This window comes from Roseibium sp. ROS1 (genome assembly GCF_054658215.1).
Window position 1 is genome coordinate 1311858 of sequence record NZ_BAAGIG010000001.1, and the last position, 18255, is coordinate 1330112.

Genomic DNA, 18255 nt, shown 5'->3' on the forward strand with positions numbered 1-18255 from the left:
GTAACGACTTTCAAGACCTTCCCCTCGTGGGAAGGTTTTTTTATGTCTGTTGACTGCTTTCCCATGCCGACCTTCCGCATGCCTCACCCTGAGGAGGACCGTCAGGTCCGCCTCGAAGGTTGGGCAGCACGCTCACAAGCATGCGGCCCATCCTTCGAGACAGCGCTATGCGCTTGCTCAGGATAAGTTTTTGGGGGAGCCTGCTCGTTCAAGCAGGCTTGCGAAAGTCGAGACCGTTCAAAGCGTGATCCGGTACCGGGCAAAACCATCTGCACCGTCGCCTGCCGGTTCGATCCGGACACCTTCCACGGAGGCGGCGTGTTCCGTGCCACCCGGGCCGGTTTCGAACAGGACGCTGGTATCCGGCATCGGTTTGAACGACCAGTTGGCATCTGCCGAAGGGTTGATCGTGCCCTGTTCGACAATGTAGCGCACCAGGACGTCGCGATTGGTGTCCGGGCCGATGAAAACGACAACGTCGTCGCTGATGCCGGGGAAATTGCCGCCGCCACCTGCACGGTAATTGTTGGTCGCGACCACGAAGGTTGCTTCATGATCAAGCGGTGCGCCGTTGAACTGCAGGTTCACGATGCGGCTGGCGTCCGGATTGAGGACTTCGCCTTTCGCGTCGTATTTCGATGGCTGGCTCAGGTCTATCTGGTAGGTAACACCGTCGATCACATCGAAATTATAGCTTGGAAACTCCGGGTTGATCAGTTTCTGGTCGGCCTTGCCCGGCTCGACTTCCTGGAAAATTCCGGCTGAACGTTCCAGCCATTCCTTCACCGTGCTGCCCTTGATGGCGACCGCGCGAATGGTGTTCGGATACAGGTAGAGATCGGCCACGTTCTTGATGGCGACATCGCCGACCGGAACATCGGTGTAGTAGTCCGGGCCGCCACGACCGCCGGCCTTGAAAGGCGCTGCTGCGGAAAGAACCGGCAGGCCTTCCCATTCCGTACCCTTCAGCATCTGTTCGATGTACCAGATCTGCGCCTTTGAAACGATCTGGACGCTCGGGTCGTCGGCCACGAGGGCGAAATAGGAATGCAAGGGAGCCGACGTCTTGCCGACGGGGCGGCGGACATAGGCAAGGGTTGCCTCGTGATCTTCCTTCACCGCATCGAGTACATCCTGCTGGCTTTCCGCCAGAGGTGTCACCGTTCGACCTTCTTTTTCGTAGATCGGGCGTGCTTCGGTCATGAAATTGGCGACACGCCAGCCGTTGCCGTCGCGCTCGATCATCAGGTCGATGACGCCCAGATGCGATCCCCAGAAACCGCCCATCGCGGCAGGCTTGCCGAACAACGTGCCTTTCTCGCTGTCGATACCCGGCAGTCCCTCATACTGGGGACCGGGGAAGACCAGATGCTGGTGACCGGTAAAGACGGCGTCGATCCCGTCCACTCCGGCAAGGTGCAGGGAGGCGTTTTCCATGCCTTCGGAATAATCGTTGGCATCAATCCCCGAGTGGGAGAGGGCGATTACAAGGTCGCAGCCCTGTTCGCGCATTTCCGGGACGAAGGCCTTGGCGGTTTCGATAATGTCACGCGCATTGGCGTTGCCTTCCAGGTGGCGGCGGTCCCAGTTCATGATCTGCGGTGGCACGAAGCCGATGAAGCCGATCTTGATCGGATAGGACTTGCCGGCACCGTCGGTGACCTGCTTTTCAACGATCACATAGGGCTTCAGGAAAAGGGCGTCGTCTCGCGGGTTACCGGCCAGCGTGCTGCCCTTGACAAGATTGGCGCAGACAACGGGGAAATTGGCCCCGGCCAGCACCTTCATCATGAAGTCCAGACCGTAATTGAATTCGTGGTTGCCGAGTGTTGCCGCGTCGAATTCAAGGACGTTCATGCCCTTGATGACTGGGTGCAGGTCGCCTTCGCTCATGCCGCGTTCATAGGCGACATAGTCCCCCATCGGGTTGCCTTGCAGAAAGTCGCCATTGTCGACCAGAACCGAGTTTGTCGCCTCGTTCCGTATATCGCGGATCAGTGTGGCTGTCCGGGCGAGACCGGCGGTGTCGACAGGTTTGTCGCTGTAATAGTCGTAAGGGAAAACATGGACATGGAGGTCCGTGGTCTCCATCAGGCGAAGGTGAGCCGTACCTTCCTTGGCCAGAACCGAATAGGGGTGCAGAGCTGCCGTGAAGCCAGTTGCCGCCGCGCCCATCAAAAGGGTGCGCCGTGAAATCGAAAAGTCTTTGATACTGGACATGGAATGGCTCCTGTTCGGTCGCTCGGCGATTGGTGTTGTTTAGCCTTGCGGAACAGCGCGAGCCGGACCGACAGCTGCCGGTGCCCGCCGGGCGGCATGTTTCCGCGGCATACGGTTTTGATCCGCAAGGATTACAACCGTATGACGCAAATTGCTGCCCGGATCGTCAGTTTTGTCAAGCAGGTTTATGGGGCGTCGAGCGGGGTCTACTCGCTGATCTGGCCTGCCATGACCGAGATCGTTTCCACGTAGACACTGGCCTTGTTCCATTGCTTGAGAACGTTGTAATTGGCAGTGCCCGGGCCCCAGCCCTGGCCGCGGCGCCAGCCTTTCTGGGCAAGATAATTTGCGGTGGAAGCCAGCACATCGGGAATGGAGCGGATCAGGTCCTTGCGGCCGTCGCGGTCATAATCGACCGCATAACGGACATAGCTGGTGGCGAGAAACTGGGTCTGGCCGAGTTCGCCGGCCCAGGCACCCTTCATTTCGGCCGGCTGCATGTCACGGCCCTGCACGATCTTGAGCGCGGCGACCAGTTCGGCGGTGAAGAAATCGGACCGGCGGCAATCATAGGCCAGCGTGGCAAGGGATTGCAGGACCGGCATGTTGCCGGAGAAGCTGCCGTAGTTGGTTTCAAGCCCCCAGATCGCCAGCAGTACAGGCGCCGGGACGCCGTATTTCTTTTCGATGCCACGGAAGATGCGGGCGTAGGTCTTGCCGAGCTGCTTGCCCCGCCGGATCATCGCGTTGTTGACCCGCTTGGCATAGAACTGGTTGAAGCTGAGCTTGAAGGATTTCTGGTTCCGGTCGAGCGAGACCACCTTCTTGTTGTATTTCACGTTCTTGAGGGACGATTCAACGACCCTTTTCTTAAGGCCGTAGCTTTGGGAATTCGCAATGAACGACTGTTTCCAGGCTTCAAAACCACCCGGGCCATTGCCGCAGCTTGCACTCCAGGCAGAAGGTGCGGACAGAAGAACAAAACCAAAGACGAATGCAGAAAGGAGGCGCATCGAATCCCCGCTGGGTAAATGTAAGATTACCGGCATTCTATCCGAAAAAGCGGTAGCGTCATCCGGCAGATAGAGGAAAAAGAGGAGTGGGGGCGGACAAATCCGGTCTCGTTTTTTCCGGTTGCCGCAAAATCAGGGGTCGTGCCGGATGAAGTGGCTGTGAGATGGCGCGCCCGGGCTAAGGGTGCCGGCGCGGTCGAATTCGCTGTCGGCATTGAAGCTGATCTTCGGCAGCCTTGCGAACCTTGCGATCGTCTCCCGGTGGCCTTCGATCTCGTTTCGAAGTCGCGTTTCCAGGTCTTCCTTTGCCGCACCCTTGTGATAACCGTGAACACCGTGGACGATCCTGGGAACCAGAACATCGAAACCCAGATAGCGCAGTGTGTAGGCGAGTGGCCAAAGCAGCATCTGAATGTCGCCTTCCTTGCCGTTGTGGGCACTTTCGCTCGCCTTGGATCCGGTCGTGACGCAGAAAAGAACCGGCTTGTTCCTGAAATGGCCGGTATCGAAACGGTTGGAAGTATCGTGCAGGCCGCCGTTGGCCAGAACGCGCTCGCACCAGCCCTTCAGGATGGCAGGTGGGGCGAACCACCACACCGGAAAATGAAACACGATCCGGTCCGCCTGGCGCAGCTTCTCGACTTCTTCCGTAATGACCGACGGAAGGTTTCCGGTTTTCGAGGCCGCTTCCTGTGTTTTCAGAACGTCGTAAGGTTCGGTGACGATCTCCTCTGCGTAGTGCGCTGCGCGCTCCGCCGGATCAAAGCCAAGCTGGTAGAGGTCTGACCAAAGCACCTCATCGCCTTCAGCTAGGCACGCGGCTTCGGTTGCGCGCGCCCAGGCAGCGTTGAAGGAAGTCTGAGCAGGGTGGGCGAGAACGATGAGGGTGGTGGTCACGCGGTAGGGTCTTCCGGAATGAGCGACAAATCAGGTAACGGGCCACACCCTAAACGGTCTTTTCCGGCCTGGAAATGAGAACGGGCACGATGCTCGGGGAGCGAGACATCGTGCCCGTCATCAGCCGGGCCGGCGGCGCTTCTAGAACGCGTCGCCGGATTCGGCCGGGGGACTGTGAAAGGTTTGGGATCAGAAGGGTAGCAGGATATCCAGCACCTGGTTGCCGACCCGTGGCTGCTGGACATCGGTAATCTGGCCGCGGCCACCATATCCGATCCGCGCTTCGGCGATCTGCTCGCTGGCGATGCGGTTATCCGACGTAATGTCTTCAGGTCTGACGATGCCGGCGACGATCAGCTCGCGGACTTCGAAGTTCACACGAACTTCCTGACGGCCTTCGATCACCATGTTGCCGTTCGGCAGAACCTGGGTCACCACGGCGGCGACGGTGGTCTGCAGGACTTCGTTGCGGTCAACGCTGCCGTCGCCCGAGAAGCTGGAGTTGCTGTTGACGTTGGCAAGGTCGCTGGCGGCAGAACTTGCCGGCAGGAAGATGGTGTCGATTGCCGTTCCGAGTGCGCCACCAACATCGGCACCGCTGGACTCAGACCGGCTCCGCTCGGTCTTGTTGTCGATCTCGGCCTGGTCGTCGATGGTGACGACGACCGTCAGGATGTCGCCAACCTGGCTGGCGCGCTGGTCCTTGAAGAAGGCGCGGCTGCCGGACTGCCACAGCGAATTCGGATTGTAATGGGCCTGCTGCGGTTCCGGCATGGGCATCTGCACGGGCCGGTAACCCGGAGTGGTGGTCGGATCCTGAATGGCGTTCAGGGCTGGCTGCTGGCCAACATTCGCGAGTTTGTCGGCAGTGCCGCACCCCGCGGCGAGGGCGGAAAGGGCGATGCTTGCCAGGAGGTGTCTGGGAAAGGTGCTCAGCATTTAATTTTTCTCGCTGTTCAAGCTTGCAACAATCGGATTGGCGGCGTGAACGCGTACTTGGCCGCGGGAGGTAATCGTCGCCGGCACGATGCGCCGCGACTGCAGGTTCATGACGTCGATCACGTCGCCCTTGGCGCCGGTATCCATGGCCTGGGCCCGTGAAGTCAGCTTCATGCCCGGCATGACATAGGTGACAGTGATCTTCTCACCGCGTTCGATCAGGATCGGGCGCTGGACGTCATTTCGGGACAGGGGCGAATTCGCACGCAAGGTGGTGCGGGCCTGCTTGCCGACAATGTCTTCCATTTCGGTGAGGGCACCTGCCGGTACCTTGGTGCGGGCTTCGCGAATGATGTTCAGGTCTTCTTCACGAACAATGTCGCCCCGGCGCACGGGCTGCACCAGAACCAGCACATCGACCATTTCCGTCGCAACACCGGTCAGGGTCAGAGGCTCGGTTCCGAACTCGACCGCGACGGCTGCGTGTATGGTGAAGCGGCCGTTCGACTGGGACCATTCTACCCGGTCGATGCGGATCGGATCGTGTACCTTGGGATCGGCGAGAACCTGATCCGGTGCCTGCAGCAAGCGGATATCCAGGCGCTCGGGATCAATGCCGGCATTGCGGTCTGCCAGAGCCTTGCGAGCAAGGCCGGCAAGCTGGTCCCGGTTCAGCCTTGTTGCCCCGCGAAAGACGACGACGGTTCGCAGGCCATCGGTGCCTGCCGTCTCGAGGCCGGCCGCGCGAGCGCGTTCGGCGACGACATCCGCGGGCACATTGCCGGAGGTTCCCATATCCGGTGAACGGAACAGCGGCTTGGATGCCAGCAGCCCGGCATTGGAATAGAAGTCGCCAACCGTCACGATGTCCGACAGGGTCATGACCTGCGACCGGAGCACGGGTTTTTCGTCCGCCAGGGCAGGCAGGGACAGCAAGCCCGCCAGCAGCAACCCGACTTTCAGCAGATGTCTCATCATCGTCTCAAGCCTCGGTCTTAGCGGAGGTTCGTGGTGGTGGAATACATCTCGTCGGCTGCCTGGATGATCTGTGAGTTCATCTCGTAGGCGCGCTGTGCGGAAATCAGGTCGGCGATTTCCGTGACTGCATCCACGTTGGCCATTTCAAGAAAATACTGCTGCACCGTGCCGTAGCTCTCGTCGCCCGGATTGCTGGTATCGGGTGCGCCGCTGGCGTCTGTTTCCAGGTAGAGGTTGTCGCCAATGGCTTCGAGACCAGCCTTGTTGACGAAACGGGCAAGCTGGATCTGGCCGAGCTGAACAGTATTGCCGCCCTGGTCGACGCCCTGAACGACACCGGTGTTGGAAATGGTGACGTCCTTGACCGTTTGCGGAATGGTGATGCCCGGATTGACGGAATAGCCGTCGATGGTCACCAGCTGCCCGTTGGCATCGCGCTCGAAGGAACCGTCACGGGTATAGGCCGTGGTTCCGTCCGGCATGTCGATCTGGAAGAAGCCTTCGCCGCGGATGGCCAGATCCAGTTCCTTGCCGGTTTGCTCAAGAGAGCCCTGGGACATGATGCGGCCGGTGGCTGCGATCTTTACGCCGGAACCGATCTGGATACCGGTCGGGACGATGGTGCCGGAATCCGATGTTTCCGTGCCCATGCGACGCAGGTTCTGGTAGAGCAGGTCCTGAAAGTCGGCCCGCTGCTTCTTGAAGCCTGTCGTGCGCATGTTGGCGACGTTGTTCGAAATGACTTCGACGTTCAGTTCCTGGGCCTTCATGCCAGTTGCGGCGATATGAAGTGCTTTCATGGTAGTGATCCCTTAAAGGCTCTTAGGCCTGAATCTTGCCGAGAGTGGAGATCGCCTGCCGGCGCAACTCATCCAGGTCTTTCACGATCTTGGAAGTGGAGTCGTAAGCGCGCGTCACTTCGATGAGGCGCGTGACTTCCGTGATGCCGTAGACGTTGGAGCCTTCGACGGCGCCCTGCACCATGCGGACTTCCTGGGCCGGTATCGGGTTATCAGCCTTGAACATCGTGTTGCCGATCTTCTCCATCGTCCGAACGTCTTCGAAGTCGACGACCTTGATGCGGCCGCGAATGCCAAGACGGGTGGAGATCGTGCCGTCCTGGGCAATCTCGACGCGGCCATCCTGTTCGTTGAAGGAAATCGGCCCCTGGTCGGTCATGACAGGGCTGCCGTCTGCCGAGATCAGCTGGCCGGTCGAGTCGAGCCTGAACGCGCCGCTGCGCGTATAGGCTTCGGTGCCGTCCGGCATCTGGACCGCGAAAAAACCATCACTGTTGAGGGACAGGTCGAATTCGTTACCCGTCATCTTGATCGGGCCGTGCGTGAAGTCGGTCCGTGTCGTAAACATGTCGACATAGGAAATGGCGCGGTCCTGCGGCTCAAAAGCCGAGCCGTCTGCCACCGGCATGATGTATTCCGAAAAATGCAGATTCTGCGACTTGAACCCGGACGTATTGATGTTCGCCATGTTGTTGGCGATCACATCCAGATGGTTCCGCAGGATCGATTGCCTTGATAAGGCAACTAGTTGAGCGTTCTCCATAGTGAACGGTTCCCTTCGTGCTCCCCGAGTAAGCCGGCCGATCTCCCCAGATCCGCTGGCTCGTTAAGGTTAATGCACGAGGCGTGCCAGTTTTTAAATCCTTGGGAAATCTGGGTAAAAATCAAAAGGGGCGGGTGCACGCGGCAAGAGATTCCGGCAGAAGTTAACCACTTGGCAATTTTTGCCCGGTGACTCGCGTTAATGGCTCGGTAACCATTCGTTAACCATTAACTCTTTAGTAATAAATAAGCGCGCGCGAGCGCCTGCAGAACGGAGTGCGGAATGACAGACGAAAACGCCGCAGCCGGAGAAGACGGCGAGGATGGAGCTGAAGCTGGTGGCGGTGGCCGCAAGAAGAAGCTTATCCTGTTCGGCGGCATCGGTCTGGTGGTTCTGCTCGCCGCGGGTGGGGCGGCCTATTATTTCCTGATGGGATCGAGTGCACCGGCACCGGTTCCCGGAGAGACGGAAGCGCCGCAGGAAGTGCAAAAGCCGGTGGTCTTCTATGACCTTCCGGAAATGACGGTGAATTTGGCGACGGAAGGGCGCACGACCTATCTGAAGGTCAGGATTGCCCTGGAAGTCGAGAACCGTGCGATGATCGATCAGATCCAGCCGTATCTGCCGCGCATCCTGGATGCGTTTCAGATCTATCTGCGCGAGCTTCGCCCTGCGGACCTGGAAGGGTCTGCCGGTTTGTTCCGCCTGAAGGAAGAATTGCTCAGACGGATCAATCTGTCGGTTTATCCGGCGAAAGTTGAAGGGGTGCTGTTCAAGGAAATCCTTGTCCAGTGACTTTGTGAATGGCTGATATCGACGACGATGACGACCTGTCCGAAGAGGACATGGCCGATGCCTGGGGCGCCGCTCTTGCAGAGCAGGGTGCCGGCAGCGACGACGACGAAGATCTCGCCGCGGCGTGGGGTGCTGCTCTAGAGGAGCAGGGCGCCGGCAGTTCCGACGACATGGCGGCCCAATGGGCAGCCATGATCGACGACAGCGAACCGGACCTTGAAAATGCCACGCGCGGTGCCGACCGTGTCCTGAACCAGGAAGAAATCGACAACCTCCTCGGCTTCAACATCGAGGACACGATTGCTGGCGACCAGAGCGGCATCCGCGCGCTGATCAACTCGGCAATGGTATCCTACGAGCGTCTGCCGATGCTCGAAATCGTGTTCGACCGTCTTGTGCGTCTGACGACCACGTCCTTGCGCAACTTCACGTCCGACAACGTGGAAGTCTCGCTCGATTCCATCAGCTCGGTTCGTTTCGGCGACTACCTGAATTCCATCCCGCTGCCGGCCATTCTCGGTGTCTTCAAGGCCGAGGAATGGGACGGGTTTGGTCTGATTACCGTTGAATCCAGCCTGATCTATTCGATTATCGACGTGCTTCTTGGTGGAGGTCGGGGGACATCGGCCGTGCGCGTCGAGGGCCGGCCCTACACCACGATCGAGACCGGTCTGGTCCAGCAGATGGTGGCGCTGATCCTTCAGGATGCCGAGCACGCCTTCGCGCCGCTTTCTCCGGTCCATTTCAACTTGGAACGTCTTGAGACGAACCCGCGCTTTGCCGCGATTTCCCGGCCCGCAAACGCCGCCATTCTCGTCGAGCTCAGAATCGACATGGAAGACCGGGGCGGGTCCGTCGAAATCATGATGCCCTATGCAACGCTGGAGCCGATCCGCGATCTGCTTCTGCAGATGTTCATGGGGGAAAAATTCGGCCGGGATCCGATCTGGGAAGGCCATTTGGCGACCGAAATTCATGCCGCGGAAGTCGAGGTCGATGCGGTTCTTTACGAGACCTATCTGCCGCTCGGACGGGTGCTCAGCCTCGATGTCGGCCAGACGCTCGTCTTCGACAAGGAACCGACCGATCCGGTGACGATCAAATGCGGCAACATTCCACTGACCGAGGGAACGCTCGGCAAGGTGGAGGATTCCATTGCCATCCGTGTCGCAAAGAATTTGCGCAAGCCAAAAATGACGCTGGCCGCCTTCGAGCGCGCCATGCAAAGCGAAATGGGGGACCAATGAGCACTTTGCCACTCGGAATGATCATTGAAGGACTGGTTGCGGTTCTTCTGGTGATTACCATCGGCTACTGCTTCACGCTGAACCGCCGTCTGCAGCGCTTGCGGGCCGACGAAGAAGTGCTGCGTGCGACCATTTCGGAGCTCATGACGGCCACGGAAATTGCCGAGCGTGCCATCCTCGGTCTGAAGACGACCGCGGCGGAGGCTGACAAGACACTTGGCAGCCGTCTTAAGCAAGCGGAAACCATGTCTCACACTCTTGCCGAACAAGTCGGCGAAGGTGAGATAGTATTCACGCGGATTTCGCAGATTGCGGAGGCGGCCCGTTCGGCTGCGCCGCAGCGCGAGGCGGTGACGAGGAGCGATCCTTATGCGGCTCAGCCGCAACCGGAACCGCAACAATACGCGCAACAGGCTGCAGGCTATGGCCAGGCAGCTCCGGCCGTGGAGCCGGAGCGCCGCAGGAGCAGCCGGGCTTCCGACATTCGCAGTGCTGCGGCGGAAGCAACCGCGCGGCTGGAACAATTCCGTAAACGGAACGGTGCTGCTGCATGAACTTGAGACTGCTGCCTTTGTTGGGTGTTTCGGCAAGCGCTCTGCTGGCCCTGAAGCTGCTTGGCTTCGCGCTGGGCCCGCAAAGCGGCAACCTGCCCATCAATGGCGCAGTCGCACAGGAAACGCCGGGGGCTGACGGCGGTGACATGGCTGATCCAACGGCTGAAATGGCCGCGGATGGTCCGCCGCCGCCACCGCCGCCGGGGGGCGGGCTGCCCGATCAGCCGGTGCTTCCGGACAGTCTTGAAATCGGTGGTTCGGCCGCGGAGCGCGCTGTTCTGGAAAGTCTTGGCAGACGGCGCGAGTCGCTGCAGGAGCATGAAGGCCAGCTGGACCTGCGTGAAAAGCTTCTGCAGGCCACCGAAGAGCGCATTCAAAAGCGCGTTGATGAACTGAAGAAGCTCGAAGAGCGCATCGAGGCAGCTGTCGGACAGAAGCAGGAGCAGGAAGAAAACGAAATTGCCGGCCTCGTGACCATGTACGAAAGCATGAAGCCGAAAGATGCAGCCCGGATCTTCGATCGCTTGAGCCTGCCGGTCCTTTTGAAGGTGGTGCGCCAGATGAAACCTCGAAAGATGGCAGATATCCTCGGGAAAATGGATCCCGAAGCGGCCGAGCGCATGACAGTGGCAATCGCGAACGCCTCTCCGTTACCCTCAGCGGACACAAAACCGGTGCAGGCACAGGCGCAAGCGCCGGAGGCCTTGCCGAAAATTCCGTCAAACTGACCGGAAAGACCGGATTTCGGCGTATCGCGTAAGGGCACGTTAACAAGACCTGACTAACAATAGTGTGTTGGCGTCATCCGAGGACAGAACATCTTGCCAGGACCGTTCCTGACATCCCAGACCGGCGGAACTCCCGCGTTTTCGGACAGGGTGCGAGCTTTCGCGCGCCTGCTGGTTTCGTTCTGGCTTGTTCTGGCCTGCATCACGGGTGCCGCCCTGGCTCAATCCGACAATCTGGAACCGGTTGATCTGACCGTTTCTCCGGGGGAAGGCTATGGCCGTATCGTCCTGACGTTCAAGGACCGCACGCTGCTTCCGATCTATGATGCGGTCATCACAGGCGGGGTCCTGCGGATTTCATTTGAAGATCCGATCGACATCAACGTTGACGATGTTCCACTGGACCTGGGCGACTACGTGACCATCGCCCGGCGAGATCCGGACGGAAGTGCCATCCGCTTTGCACTGAAAAACCAGTTCCAGATCAATACTCTGGAAGCCGGCGAAAAGCTATTTGTCGATATCCTGCCGATGGACTGGCAGGGCTTGCCGCCAGGACTTCCCGACGATGTCGTACGTGATCTTGCAAAGCGTGCCGAAGAGGCGATGCGCAAGGTTCGTGCCCTCGAACAGGCGCGACTCAAGGCTCAGGAAGGGCCGGAGGTGACGCTGCATGTGGGTGAACATCCGACATTCACCCGTCTGGTATTCGACTGGTCGATCAAGTTCGACACCGCTTTCGTGCGCGAAAACGACATCATCAAGGTGACGTTCAACCACCCGGCACAGCTGGACATTGCCCACCTGCGCGCGCATCTGCCCCAAGGGGTGATCGACGCGACCTCCTTCCTGGATCAGGGCAAGCTGAAATTTCTTATGCGCGTCGAGCCGTCGGTCGACATTCGGGCGTTCCGGGAGGAACAGACCTACGTTATCGACGTGACGCCGGAAAACATGGAAGTGAATGATCCGGCAAATGCGCTGATCAACAAGGAACTGTCCGTCGAGGACAACGAAAACCGCAAGGACATGATTACCGCTCCGGGCCTGCGCGACACGCGTGAGGTCAAGAACCCGCGCGGGAATCCGACGTCCGGCGGGAGCACGGCGAGCGGAGGCGGGGTCCTGAAGGAGTCCAAGGCCGATGAATCGCCGGCCTATACGATTGTTCCGCTGGGAGGCGGCAAGACGGATGAGGGGGCCGAGGCACCGCAAGCACCACAGCCGTCAGCCGTTGAAAATTCTGATCAGTCCGCCGCACTGTCGGCCGAGCCCGATCCGGAAGCCGGTCGTGCGAACGCTCCGGCCGAAACTCAGCTTGCCATGGTCCCGCGCATCAAACCGTTGGTCGGGGAAGAAGCGCTGCCAGGGCCTGGTAGCGGGACCGAGATCGCTGCCGCTGGTGTTGACGTCACTCCAACCGCCTTGGCGGTCGAAACGCTTCCTGCACCAGAGCTTGCTGCCGCTGTCCTGCCGATTTCGGTTGATGGCGCAGCTGAATTGCTGACGACAGCGGCCATTCCCGCGGCCGAAGCAACAAGCGGGAACGACGCCGTTGCCCCGTCCAACGCTGGTCTGGTAACCGTTGCCCAGGCTGAGCCCGGTGCTTTGCCGTTGAACGAAGTGCTGCCGGAGGATGAGGAAATCGTCCGGGAAGCGCCGATGCTGGACTTGTCCACGCAGCAGATCGGCGACCAGCAGCAGGAAGCGGCGCCCGAAAACAACGGTATTCCGACACTGCAGCAGGTCGACACAATCAATCGGGGTAGCCAGCCGAATGCGCCGTATGGCGCAACGCCAGTGCAGATCCTGAACACGCCGACGCTTGGTAGCGGCGACGTTCCAGCCGGGATCCAGCTTCCCGGCACGCAGCAATCAGCACCGGAAACCTGGCGCGCGAACGGCGGTCAGGATTTGAACCAGGGGCGTCCTTCACCGGAACAGCCGCCGGAAAACTTCGCTGAGGAAGTGCGCAATTTCGTTTCTGCTGAAGCCCGGCGCATCGGGAACACGGTCCGCGTTGTGTTTCCGTTCTCCGAACCGGTTTCCAGCGCGGTGTTCCGGCGCAACGACAGCATCTGGCTGATCTTCGATACCGATGCCACGATCGACACCCGGGGGATGGTCTCGGCGCTGGCCGAAACGGCGGAAACTATCGAGGTTCAGCAGTTCGACGATTACCAGATCCTGCGGATGGACATGACCGATCCTGTGCTGGCGACGGTGGGTGTTGACGGCAATGCCTGGTCGCTCGTTATCGGCGACCTGATCCTGGAACCCTCCATTCCGCTGCAGCTGGAACGGACTGTGCGAGGCGATGGCGGCTCCGTGCTGCGTGTGCTCTATCAGCATCCGCAGAACATTCGTCAGATTACCGACCCGTTCGTTGGCGACACGATATCTCTTGTCACCGGCTTCGGTCCGCCACGCGGTCTGTTGAAGCCTCAGACGTTTGTCGATCTGGACGCCCTGAGTTCCGCGCAGGGCATTGCCGTCGTGCCGAAGTCTGACGGCTTGAAGATGAAGATCCTTGGAGATGACGTGATCATCGAAAAGGAAGGCGGTCTTGCGCTTTCCAGCCAGCATCTGCGAGGCGGGTCCGGATCGAGCCAGACAATCGTCGATCCGGAAGACAGCAATTTCATCGAGTTCGTTTCCCTGAGCACCGAAGGTCCGGGGGCTTACCGCACCCGCCTGCTGGAGCTGCAGGACAAGCTGGCTAAGTCGCCGACTGGCAAGCGCCGCAAGCCCTTGATGGCTTTGTCGCGGTTCTATCTGGCGCATCAGTTTGCGCAGGAAGCGCTGGGGCTGATGAAGCTTGCGCTGGAAGAAGAACCGGCACTTGCCGAAGACAGTTCCTTTAACCTGATGATGGGGGCGGCACAGACTCTGGCCAACCGGCCCGACGCGGCCTATGCGCATCTGAACCGACCAGACCTGAAGAACAGCCCCGATGCTGCTGTCTGGCAGACGATTGTTGACGTGAAACTGGGTAACTGGACGTCCGCCCGTATTGCCATGCCGCGCGGACGTGCCGTGGTCGGCAACTACCCGGAAGCCATCCAGACAGAATTCAAGCTCGCCGCCGCACAGGCCATGGTCGAGGTCAATGATTTCGGTGTTGCCAACAGCGTGCTGGCCGAGATCGAGCCCGCCGAAGTGACCCGGACACAGGCTGCCCGTTACGATATCCTGCGTGGCCGCGTTGCCGATGCATCCGGCCGGTCGCAGGAAGCCTTGACCGTGTTCGATCTCGTGACCAGGTCCGACGACCGGCCGCGGGCGGCCGAAGCGGAATACCGCGCGCTCCGGATCCGTTACCGGGATGGCGAACTCAACATGGAGCAGGCCATCGATCAGCTTGCCGGACTGGCAACGTCCTGGCGTGGTGATGAAATCGAATTGAAGACATTGAGGTTCCTGGCACAGCTCTATGCCGAGCAGGGCCAGTACCGCGAAGCGTTCGAAGCCATGAAATCGGCTGTTCAGGCTGAACCCGATGCGGATACCACGCGGCTGTTGCAGGAAGAGATGAACGGCCTCTTCAACGCGTTGTTCCTGGACGGCAAGGCGGACGAGATGCAGCCGGTGAAGGCGCTGGCACTCTTTTATGACTTTCGCGAACTTGTGCCGATCGGTCGTCAGGGAGACGAGATGGTCCGCCTTCTGGCCAAGAGACTGGTGGAAGTCGATTTGCTGGACCAGGCAACCGAGTTGCTGCGCCATCAGGTTGACAACCGCTTGAAAGGTGCGGCGCGGGCACAGATTGCAGCGGATCTTGCGGCGATCTACCTGATGGATCGCAAGGCCGAGGAAGCACTGCGGGTGCTCAACCGGACACGGCAGGCGAGCCTTCCGTCGACCCTGGAGCGTCAGCGCAACATCGTTGAAGCCCGTGCCCTGACCGAAAGCGGGCGCCCGGATCTTGCGCTGGAACTGGTTCGCAACATGCGCGGTTCGGATGTCGATCGGTTGCGGGCAGATACATTCTGGGCAGCCGAAAGCTGGCGGGATGCGGGTGAACAGCTCGAAGCGATGCATGGCTCGCGCTGGTCCGACAACATTCCGCTAGATGATCTTGAACGCCGCGACATCCTGCGGGCGGCCATCGCCTATTCGCTGGCGGGCGACCAACTCAGCCTGGAACGCCTGCAGACAAAGTACATGTCCAAGATGTCCGACAGCCCCGAGGCAATGTCCTTTGAGGTCGTGACCCGGCCGATCGAGGCGCAGGGTGTCGAGTTCCTCGAAGTCGCCAACAGGCTTGCCGATGTCGATTCACTGGAAACCTTCCTGAAAGAATACCGGCGTCAGTACATGTCTCCCGATCGCAGCCCGGATCAGTCTGCCGCTGCGCCCGTCACGGAAGAAAATGCCGGCTGAAGCTGACGCTGTGTGAATGTTGTCCGGTTGCAGGGGGGCTTGCGCACCGGTGCCAACTCCTGTTCAGTTGCGGTCGTTCACCCTTCCACACGTGTTGCGATCCGCCGCACGTTCTCACAAAGAACCTGATTATCCGGCCTCGTGGCCCCACCTTTCCGCTTTGCAGCGGTGGATGTGTCGGTTCGATGGCTTTGGAACACCGGAACAAAGGAACTCGTTCATGTCCTTGAAAATCGTCCGGCGTCTTATCCCGGAATGGGGCACGACCTACGGTCCTGCAGGCGAGGGGCCCTTTCCTGCCGTCATGGTGTTTCATGGCTCAGAGGGGGCATGGTCAGGCTGGAGCCATCGAAATGCGGTTCTCCTGGCAGCACATGGTTATCTTGCCTTTCCTTTCGGCTATTCGAAGGGGGGCAATGCCTGGAATGCTGGCAGCATTGAAAACGTGTCACTGGACAGAAGTCTGGAAGCCTTCCGGGCGCTGCGTGCATTTGAGGCCGTTGGTGAAAAGGCGGCATTCTACGGCGTGTCGCGGGGGGCTGAACATGCCCTTTTGCTGACAGCCCTGATGGCGGAGGAAAGTCTTGACGGCCTGCCTGACGCGGTGGCTGTGCACAGTCCGCCAGACGTTGTGTGCGGGGCGTTCGACAGCAAGGCTTACCGCGACGCTGGAGATCCAGGCTGGCAGCCATGGGACCCCGGTGAGCGGGCATGGTCCTGGCGCGGGTCTTCCGAGAACCTTCTTCCTACGAAACAGATCGAAATAGAGCGCTATGACGGACCGATTTTCCTGAGCCACGGGTCGGCCGACCGGGTCTGGTCAGTGGCCATGACAAAGCGTCTGGAAGCGCGGCTTCTTGCCCATGGCCGGAAGCCGGAGGTTCATATCTACGAAGGCCAGGACCATATCCCGACCAGTGCCGCAGAAAACCTGCATCACGAGAACCTGCTGACATTTCTGGACAGAAATCTTCTGGCATCGTGACTTTGCCGAGGGCGGCGGGCTGACCATGCACTCGGGTCAGGTGATTGCCTTCAGAAGCGACTGAGACGGCGGCTGACCAGGGTTCTGATGCGGTTTCTTGAGTTCGGACTTGTAGCGCATGACAAGTTCGGGAATGGACCGAGTGCTCCGGTCCAGCCACGCGCAGCGTGCTTTCAGGAAGTCGCGATAGGTCTTTTCATGGATGCCGGTCTGCAGCATCAGGCGCATGATCGCACCATCCGCATCGGATTTCAGCGTGTCGGAAACAACCTCGTCGGCGAGGTTGATCTTGCGGCTGATCAGCCAGATGGCCGCATCAAGGCGGCCTTCTTCGAACAGAGTTCGCAGAATTGCATCGAAGGACAACTCGCCGTTCGCAATCTGGATGCTGGCTTCGTGGCGCGAATAGGTGATGCCATCGAGGTCGATGCTGCCGTCGTGTCGTTCTTCGATGGTCTTCGCCAGGCGCTGCAGTTCGCCGGTTTCCAGGGCCTTCTTGAGGGGAGGCGGGATCAGCGGACAGTTGGTCTCCAGAATGTCCATCTGGGTTTGGAGAAATTCTTCGTCTTCCAGTGCACGCCTTGCAATGCCGGCGAGCACGTCTGCTTCCGTGTTTGCAAAGATCAGCAGGGCGAGTGTGCCTCGGACGGAAAAGGGCGCTGCCATATTATGGAGGAGCTCGTGGACCACATCCCGGCTGGCCCGCGCAATCATCGTGTCGGTCATCTCTTCGGAAAGATCAGGTCTCTTTGCCGTTGACTTGCGCTTGTCGTTGCCGCCGTTTTTGGCGATCTGCATGAGACCGTTCTGGCTGATCATCGGCGAGCATTCGATCACCGGTTCCGACAGTTCGTAATCTTCCTGGGCGAGCCGGTCCGCAAGGTCGGGGATGATGCGGTCGGTTTTTGCAAGGCGTACGACAAGTTCGTAGCGTGCAGCGCGGTCCAGCTGGTCGAAAACCGAGAGAACAATTCGCGAAAACAGTTCCCGCTCCATCTCCGTCGGCTCGTGGTCTTCCGACCGCGCATATTCGCCGACGAGCGTGCGGATGAGTTTTGATCTCGCCTCTGGTTCTTTGATCCGGGCGAGCTGTTCTAATTGTTCTCTTAACACTGTCCTGCCGCTATTAACGAAGGGGCACAGTTCGGGCCCGCACGGCTGTAACTATTACAGTCCTATCTTAATTTTCTTCTACTTTTAACGACTTGGCCGGGTGCTTCAGCCGCCGCCGAAGCTCTTGACCAGCGAGCCTGCCACCAGATTCCAGCCATCGACAAGTACGAAGAAGATCAGCTTGAACGGAAGAGAGATTACCACCGGCGGCAACATCATCATACCCATGGACATCAATACGGATGCAATCACGAGGTCGATGATGAGAAACGGCAGGTAGAGCAGGAAGCCGATTTCAAAAGCACGCCGCAGTTCGGAGATCATGAAAGCGGGAATGAGCGTGGCCATGGAAAGGTCTTCCGGGCCTTCCGGTGCTTCTTCTCTGCCGGAGAGTTCCTCGAACAGGGCGAGGTCCTTTTCGCGGACCTGGGACAGCATGAACGTCCGGAACGGATCGGAGGCACGCTCGAAGGCCTGCTCGAATTCTATGTCCCCGTCGATGAGCGGTTGAACGCCGGCATCATAGGAGGCCTGCAAGGTAGGCATCATGATGAAAGCCGACAGGAACAGTGCAAGGCTGACCATCACCATGTTGGGCGGGGCCGTCTGCAGACCGATGGCAGACCGCAAGAGCGACAGCACCACCACGATACGGGTGAAGCTGGTCACCATGACGAGAATGGAAGGCGCCAGCGACAGGATGGTCAGAAGGACAACCATCTGGACGGCGCGTTCCGTCAAGGTGGTGTCATCGCCAAAACCGACCGAGATTTCCTGCGCAGCAGCCGGTCCGGCCAGAACCGCGAGCAATGCGGTCAGCAAAAGCATCAGGCGGATCAG

General features: G+C 59.6%; 15 protein-coding genes. 6 read left to right on the forward strand and 9 right to left on the reverse strand.

Annotated elements, in window-relative coordinates:
• Window positions 1–237: 237 nt before the first annotated feature.
• The 7 genes from ACYQ6M_RS05920 to flgF form a co-directional block, all read right to left on the reverse strand.
• Window positions 238–2220 carry a bifunctional 2',3'-cyclic-nucleotide 2'-phosphodiesterase/3'-nucleotidase gene (locus tag ACYQ6M_RS05920; RefSeq protein WP_460072673.1) on the reverse strand — a complete coding sequence of 661 codons (1983 nt, stop codon included), beginning with the start codon at window positions 2218–2220 and terminating at the stop codon, window positions 238–240.
• A 206-nt stretch (window positions 2221–2426) separates the two neighbouring features.
• Complete coding sequence (locus ACYQ6M_RS05925) at window positions 2427–3233, reverse strand: lytic murein transglycosylase (protein WP_023000705.1); 807 nt, start codon at window positions 3231–3233, stop codon at window positions 2427–2429.
• 132 nt (window positions 3234–3365) lie between these two features.
• A complete protein-coding gene (locus tag ACYQ6M_RS05930; protein WP_460072676.1) occupies window positions 3366–4130 on the reverse strand; it encodes an NAD(P)H-dependent oxidoreductase in 765 nt (254 codons plus the stop codon).
• A 189-nt stretch (window positions 4131–4319) separates the two neighbouring features.
• Entirely contained in the window at window positions 4320–5069 is a 750-nt protein-coding gene (gene flgH, locus ACYQ6M_RS05935; RefSeq protein WP_023000707.1) for a flagellar basal body L-ring protein FlgH, read from the reverse strand.
• Entirely contained in the window at window positions 5070–6047 is a 978-nt protein-coding gene (gene flgA / locus ACYQ6M_RS05940) for a flagellar basal body P-ring formation chaperone FlgA (protein ID WP_152510266.1), read from the reverse strand. It lies immediately after the preceding gene.
• Between the two features lie 17 nt (window positions 6048–6064).
• On the reverse strand, window positions 6065–6847 hold the full coding sequence (flgG, locus tag ACYQ6M_RS05945; RefSeq protein ID WP_023000709.1) for a flagellar basal-body rod protein FlgG: 783 nt from the start codon (window positions 6845–6847) through the stop codon (window positions 6065–6067).
• 22 nt (window positions 6848–6869) lie between these two features.
• The gene (flgF, locus tag ACYQ6M_RS05950) at window positions 6870–7610 is read right to left on the reverse strand and encodes a flagellar basal-body rod protein FlgF (RefSeq protein WP_075284327.1); all 741 of its coding nucleotides are present in this window, start codon (window positions 7608–7610) and stop codon (window positions 6870–6872) included.
• 282 nt (window positions 7611–7892) lie between these two features.
• On the opposite strand from flgF, the gene ACYQ6M_RS05955 reads away from it, so the two are divergent.
• The 6 genes from ACYQ6M_RS05955 (at window position 7893) to ACYQ6M_RS05980 (ending at window position 16302) form a co-directional block, all read left to right on the forward strand.
• Window positions 7893–8405: a flagellar basal body-associated FliL family protein gene (locus tag ACYQ6M_RS05955; protein ID WP_023000711.1), complete on the forward strand. Its 513-nt coding sequence runs from the start codon at window positions 7893–7895 to the stop codon at window positions 8403–8405.
• A gap of 50 nt (window positions 8406–8455) precedes the next feature.
• Window positions 8456–9652, forward strand: coding sequence for a flagellar motor switch protein FliM (fliM, locus tag ACYQ6M_RS05960; RefSeq protein ID WP_228872743.1), 1197 nt, complete (start codon window positions 8456–8458; stop codon window positions 9650–9652).
• A complete protein-coding gene (locus ACYQ6M_RS05965) occupies window positions 9649–10206 on the forward strand; it encodes a DUF6468 domain-containing protein (protein WP_031269186.1) in 558 nt (185 codons plus the stop codon). The genes fliM and ACYQ6M_RS05965 overlap by 4 nt, the downstream gene beginning before the upstream one ends.
• Window positions 10203–10934: a MotE family protein gene (locus ACYQ6M_RS05970; RefSeq protein WP_168684376.1), complete on the forward strand. Its 732-nt coding sequence runs from the start codon at window positions 10203–10205 to the stop codon at window positions 10932–10934. Before ACYQ6M_RS05965 ends, ACYQ6M_RS05970 begins: the two co-directional genes overlap by 4 nt.
• A gap of 150 nt (window positions 10935–11084) precedes the next feature.
• Entirely contained in the window at window positions 11085–15317 is a 4233-nt protein-coding gene (locus ACYQ6M_RS05975; RefSeq protein ID WP_460073192.1) for a tetratricopeptide repeat protein, read from the forward strand.
• A gap of 220 nt (window positions 15318–15537) precedes the next feature.
• Window positions 15538–16302, forward strand: a complete 765-nt coding sequence (locus ACYQ6M_RS05980) for an alpha/beta hydrolase family protein (protein ID WP_460072680.1) — start codon at window positions 15538–15540, stop codon at window positions 16300–16302.
• Window positions 16303–16338: 36 nt separating this feature from the next.
• Here the strand turns inward: ACYQ6M_RS05980 and ACYQ6M_RS05985 are convergent, their stop codons facing one another.
• Entirely contained in the window at window positions 16339–17415 is a 1077-nt protein-coding gene (locus ACYQ6M_RS05985; protein WP_460072682.1) for a DUF2336 domain-containing protein, read from the reverse strand.
• A 105-nt stretch (window positions 17416–17520) separates the two neighbouring features.
• Window positions 17521–18243, reverse strand: a complete 723-nt coding sequence (fliP, locus tag ACYQ6M_RS05990) for a flagellar type III secretion system pore protein FliP (RefSeq protein ID WP_055656672.1) — start codon at window positions 18241–18243, stop codon at window positions 17521–17523.
• Window positions 18244–18255 lie beyond the last annotated feature (12 nt).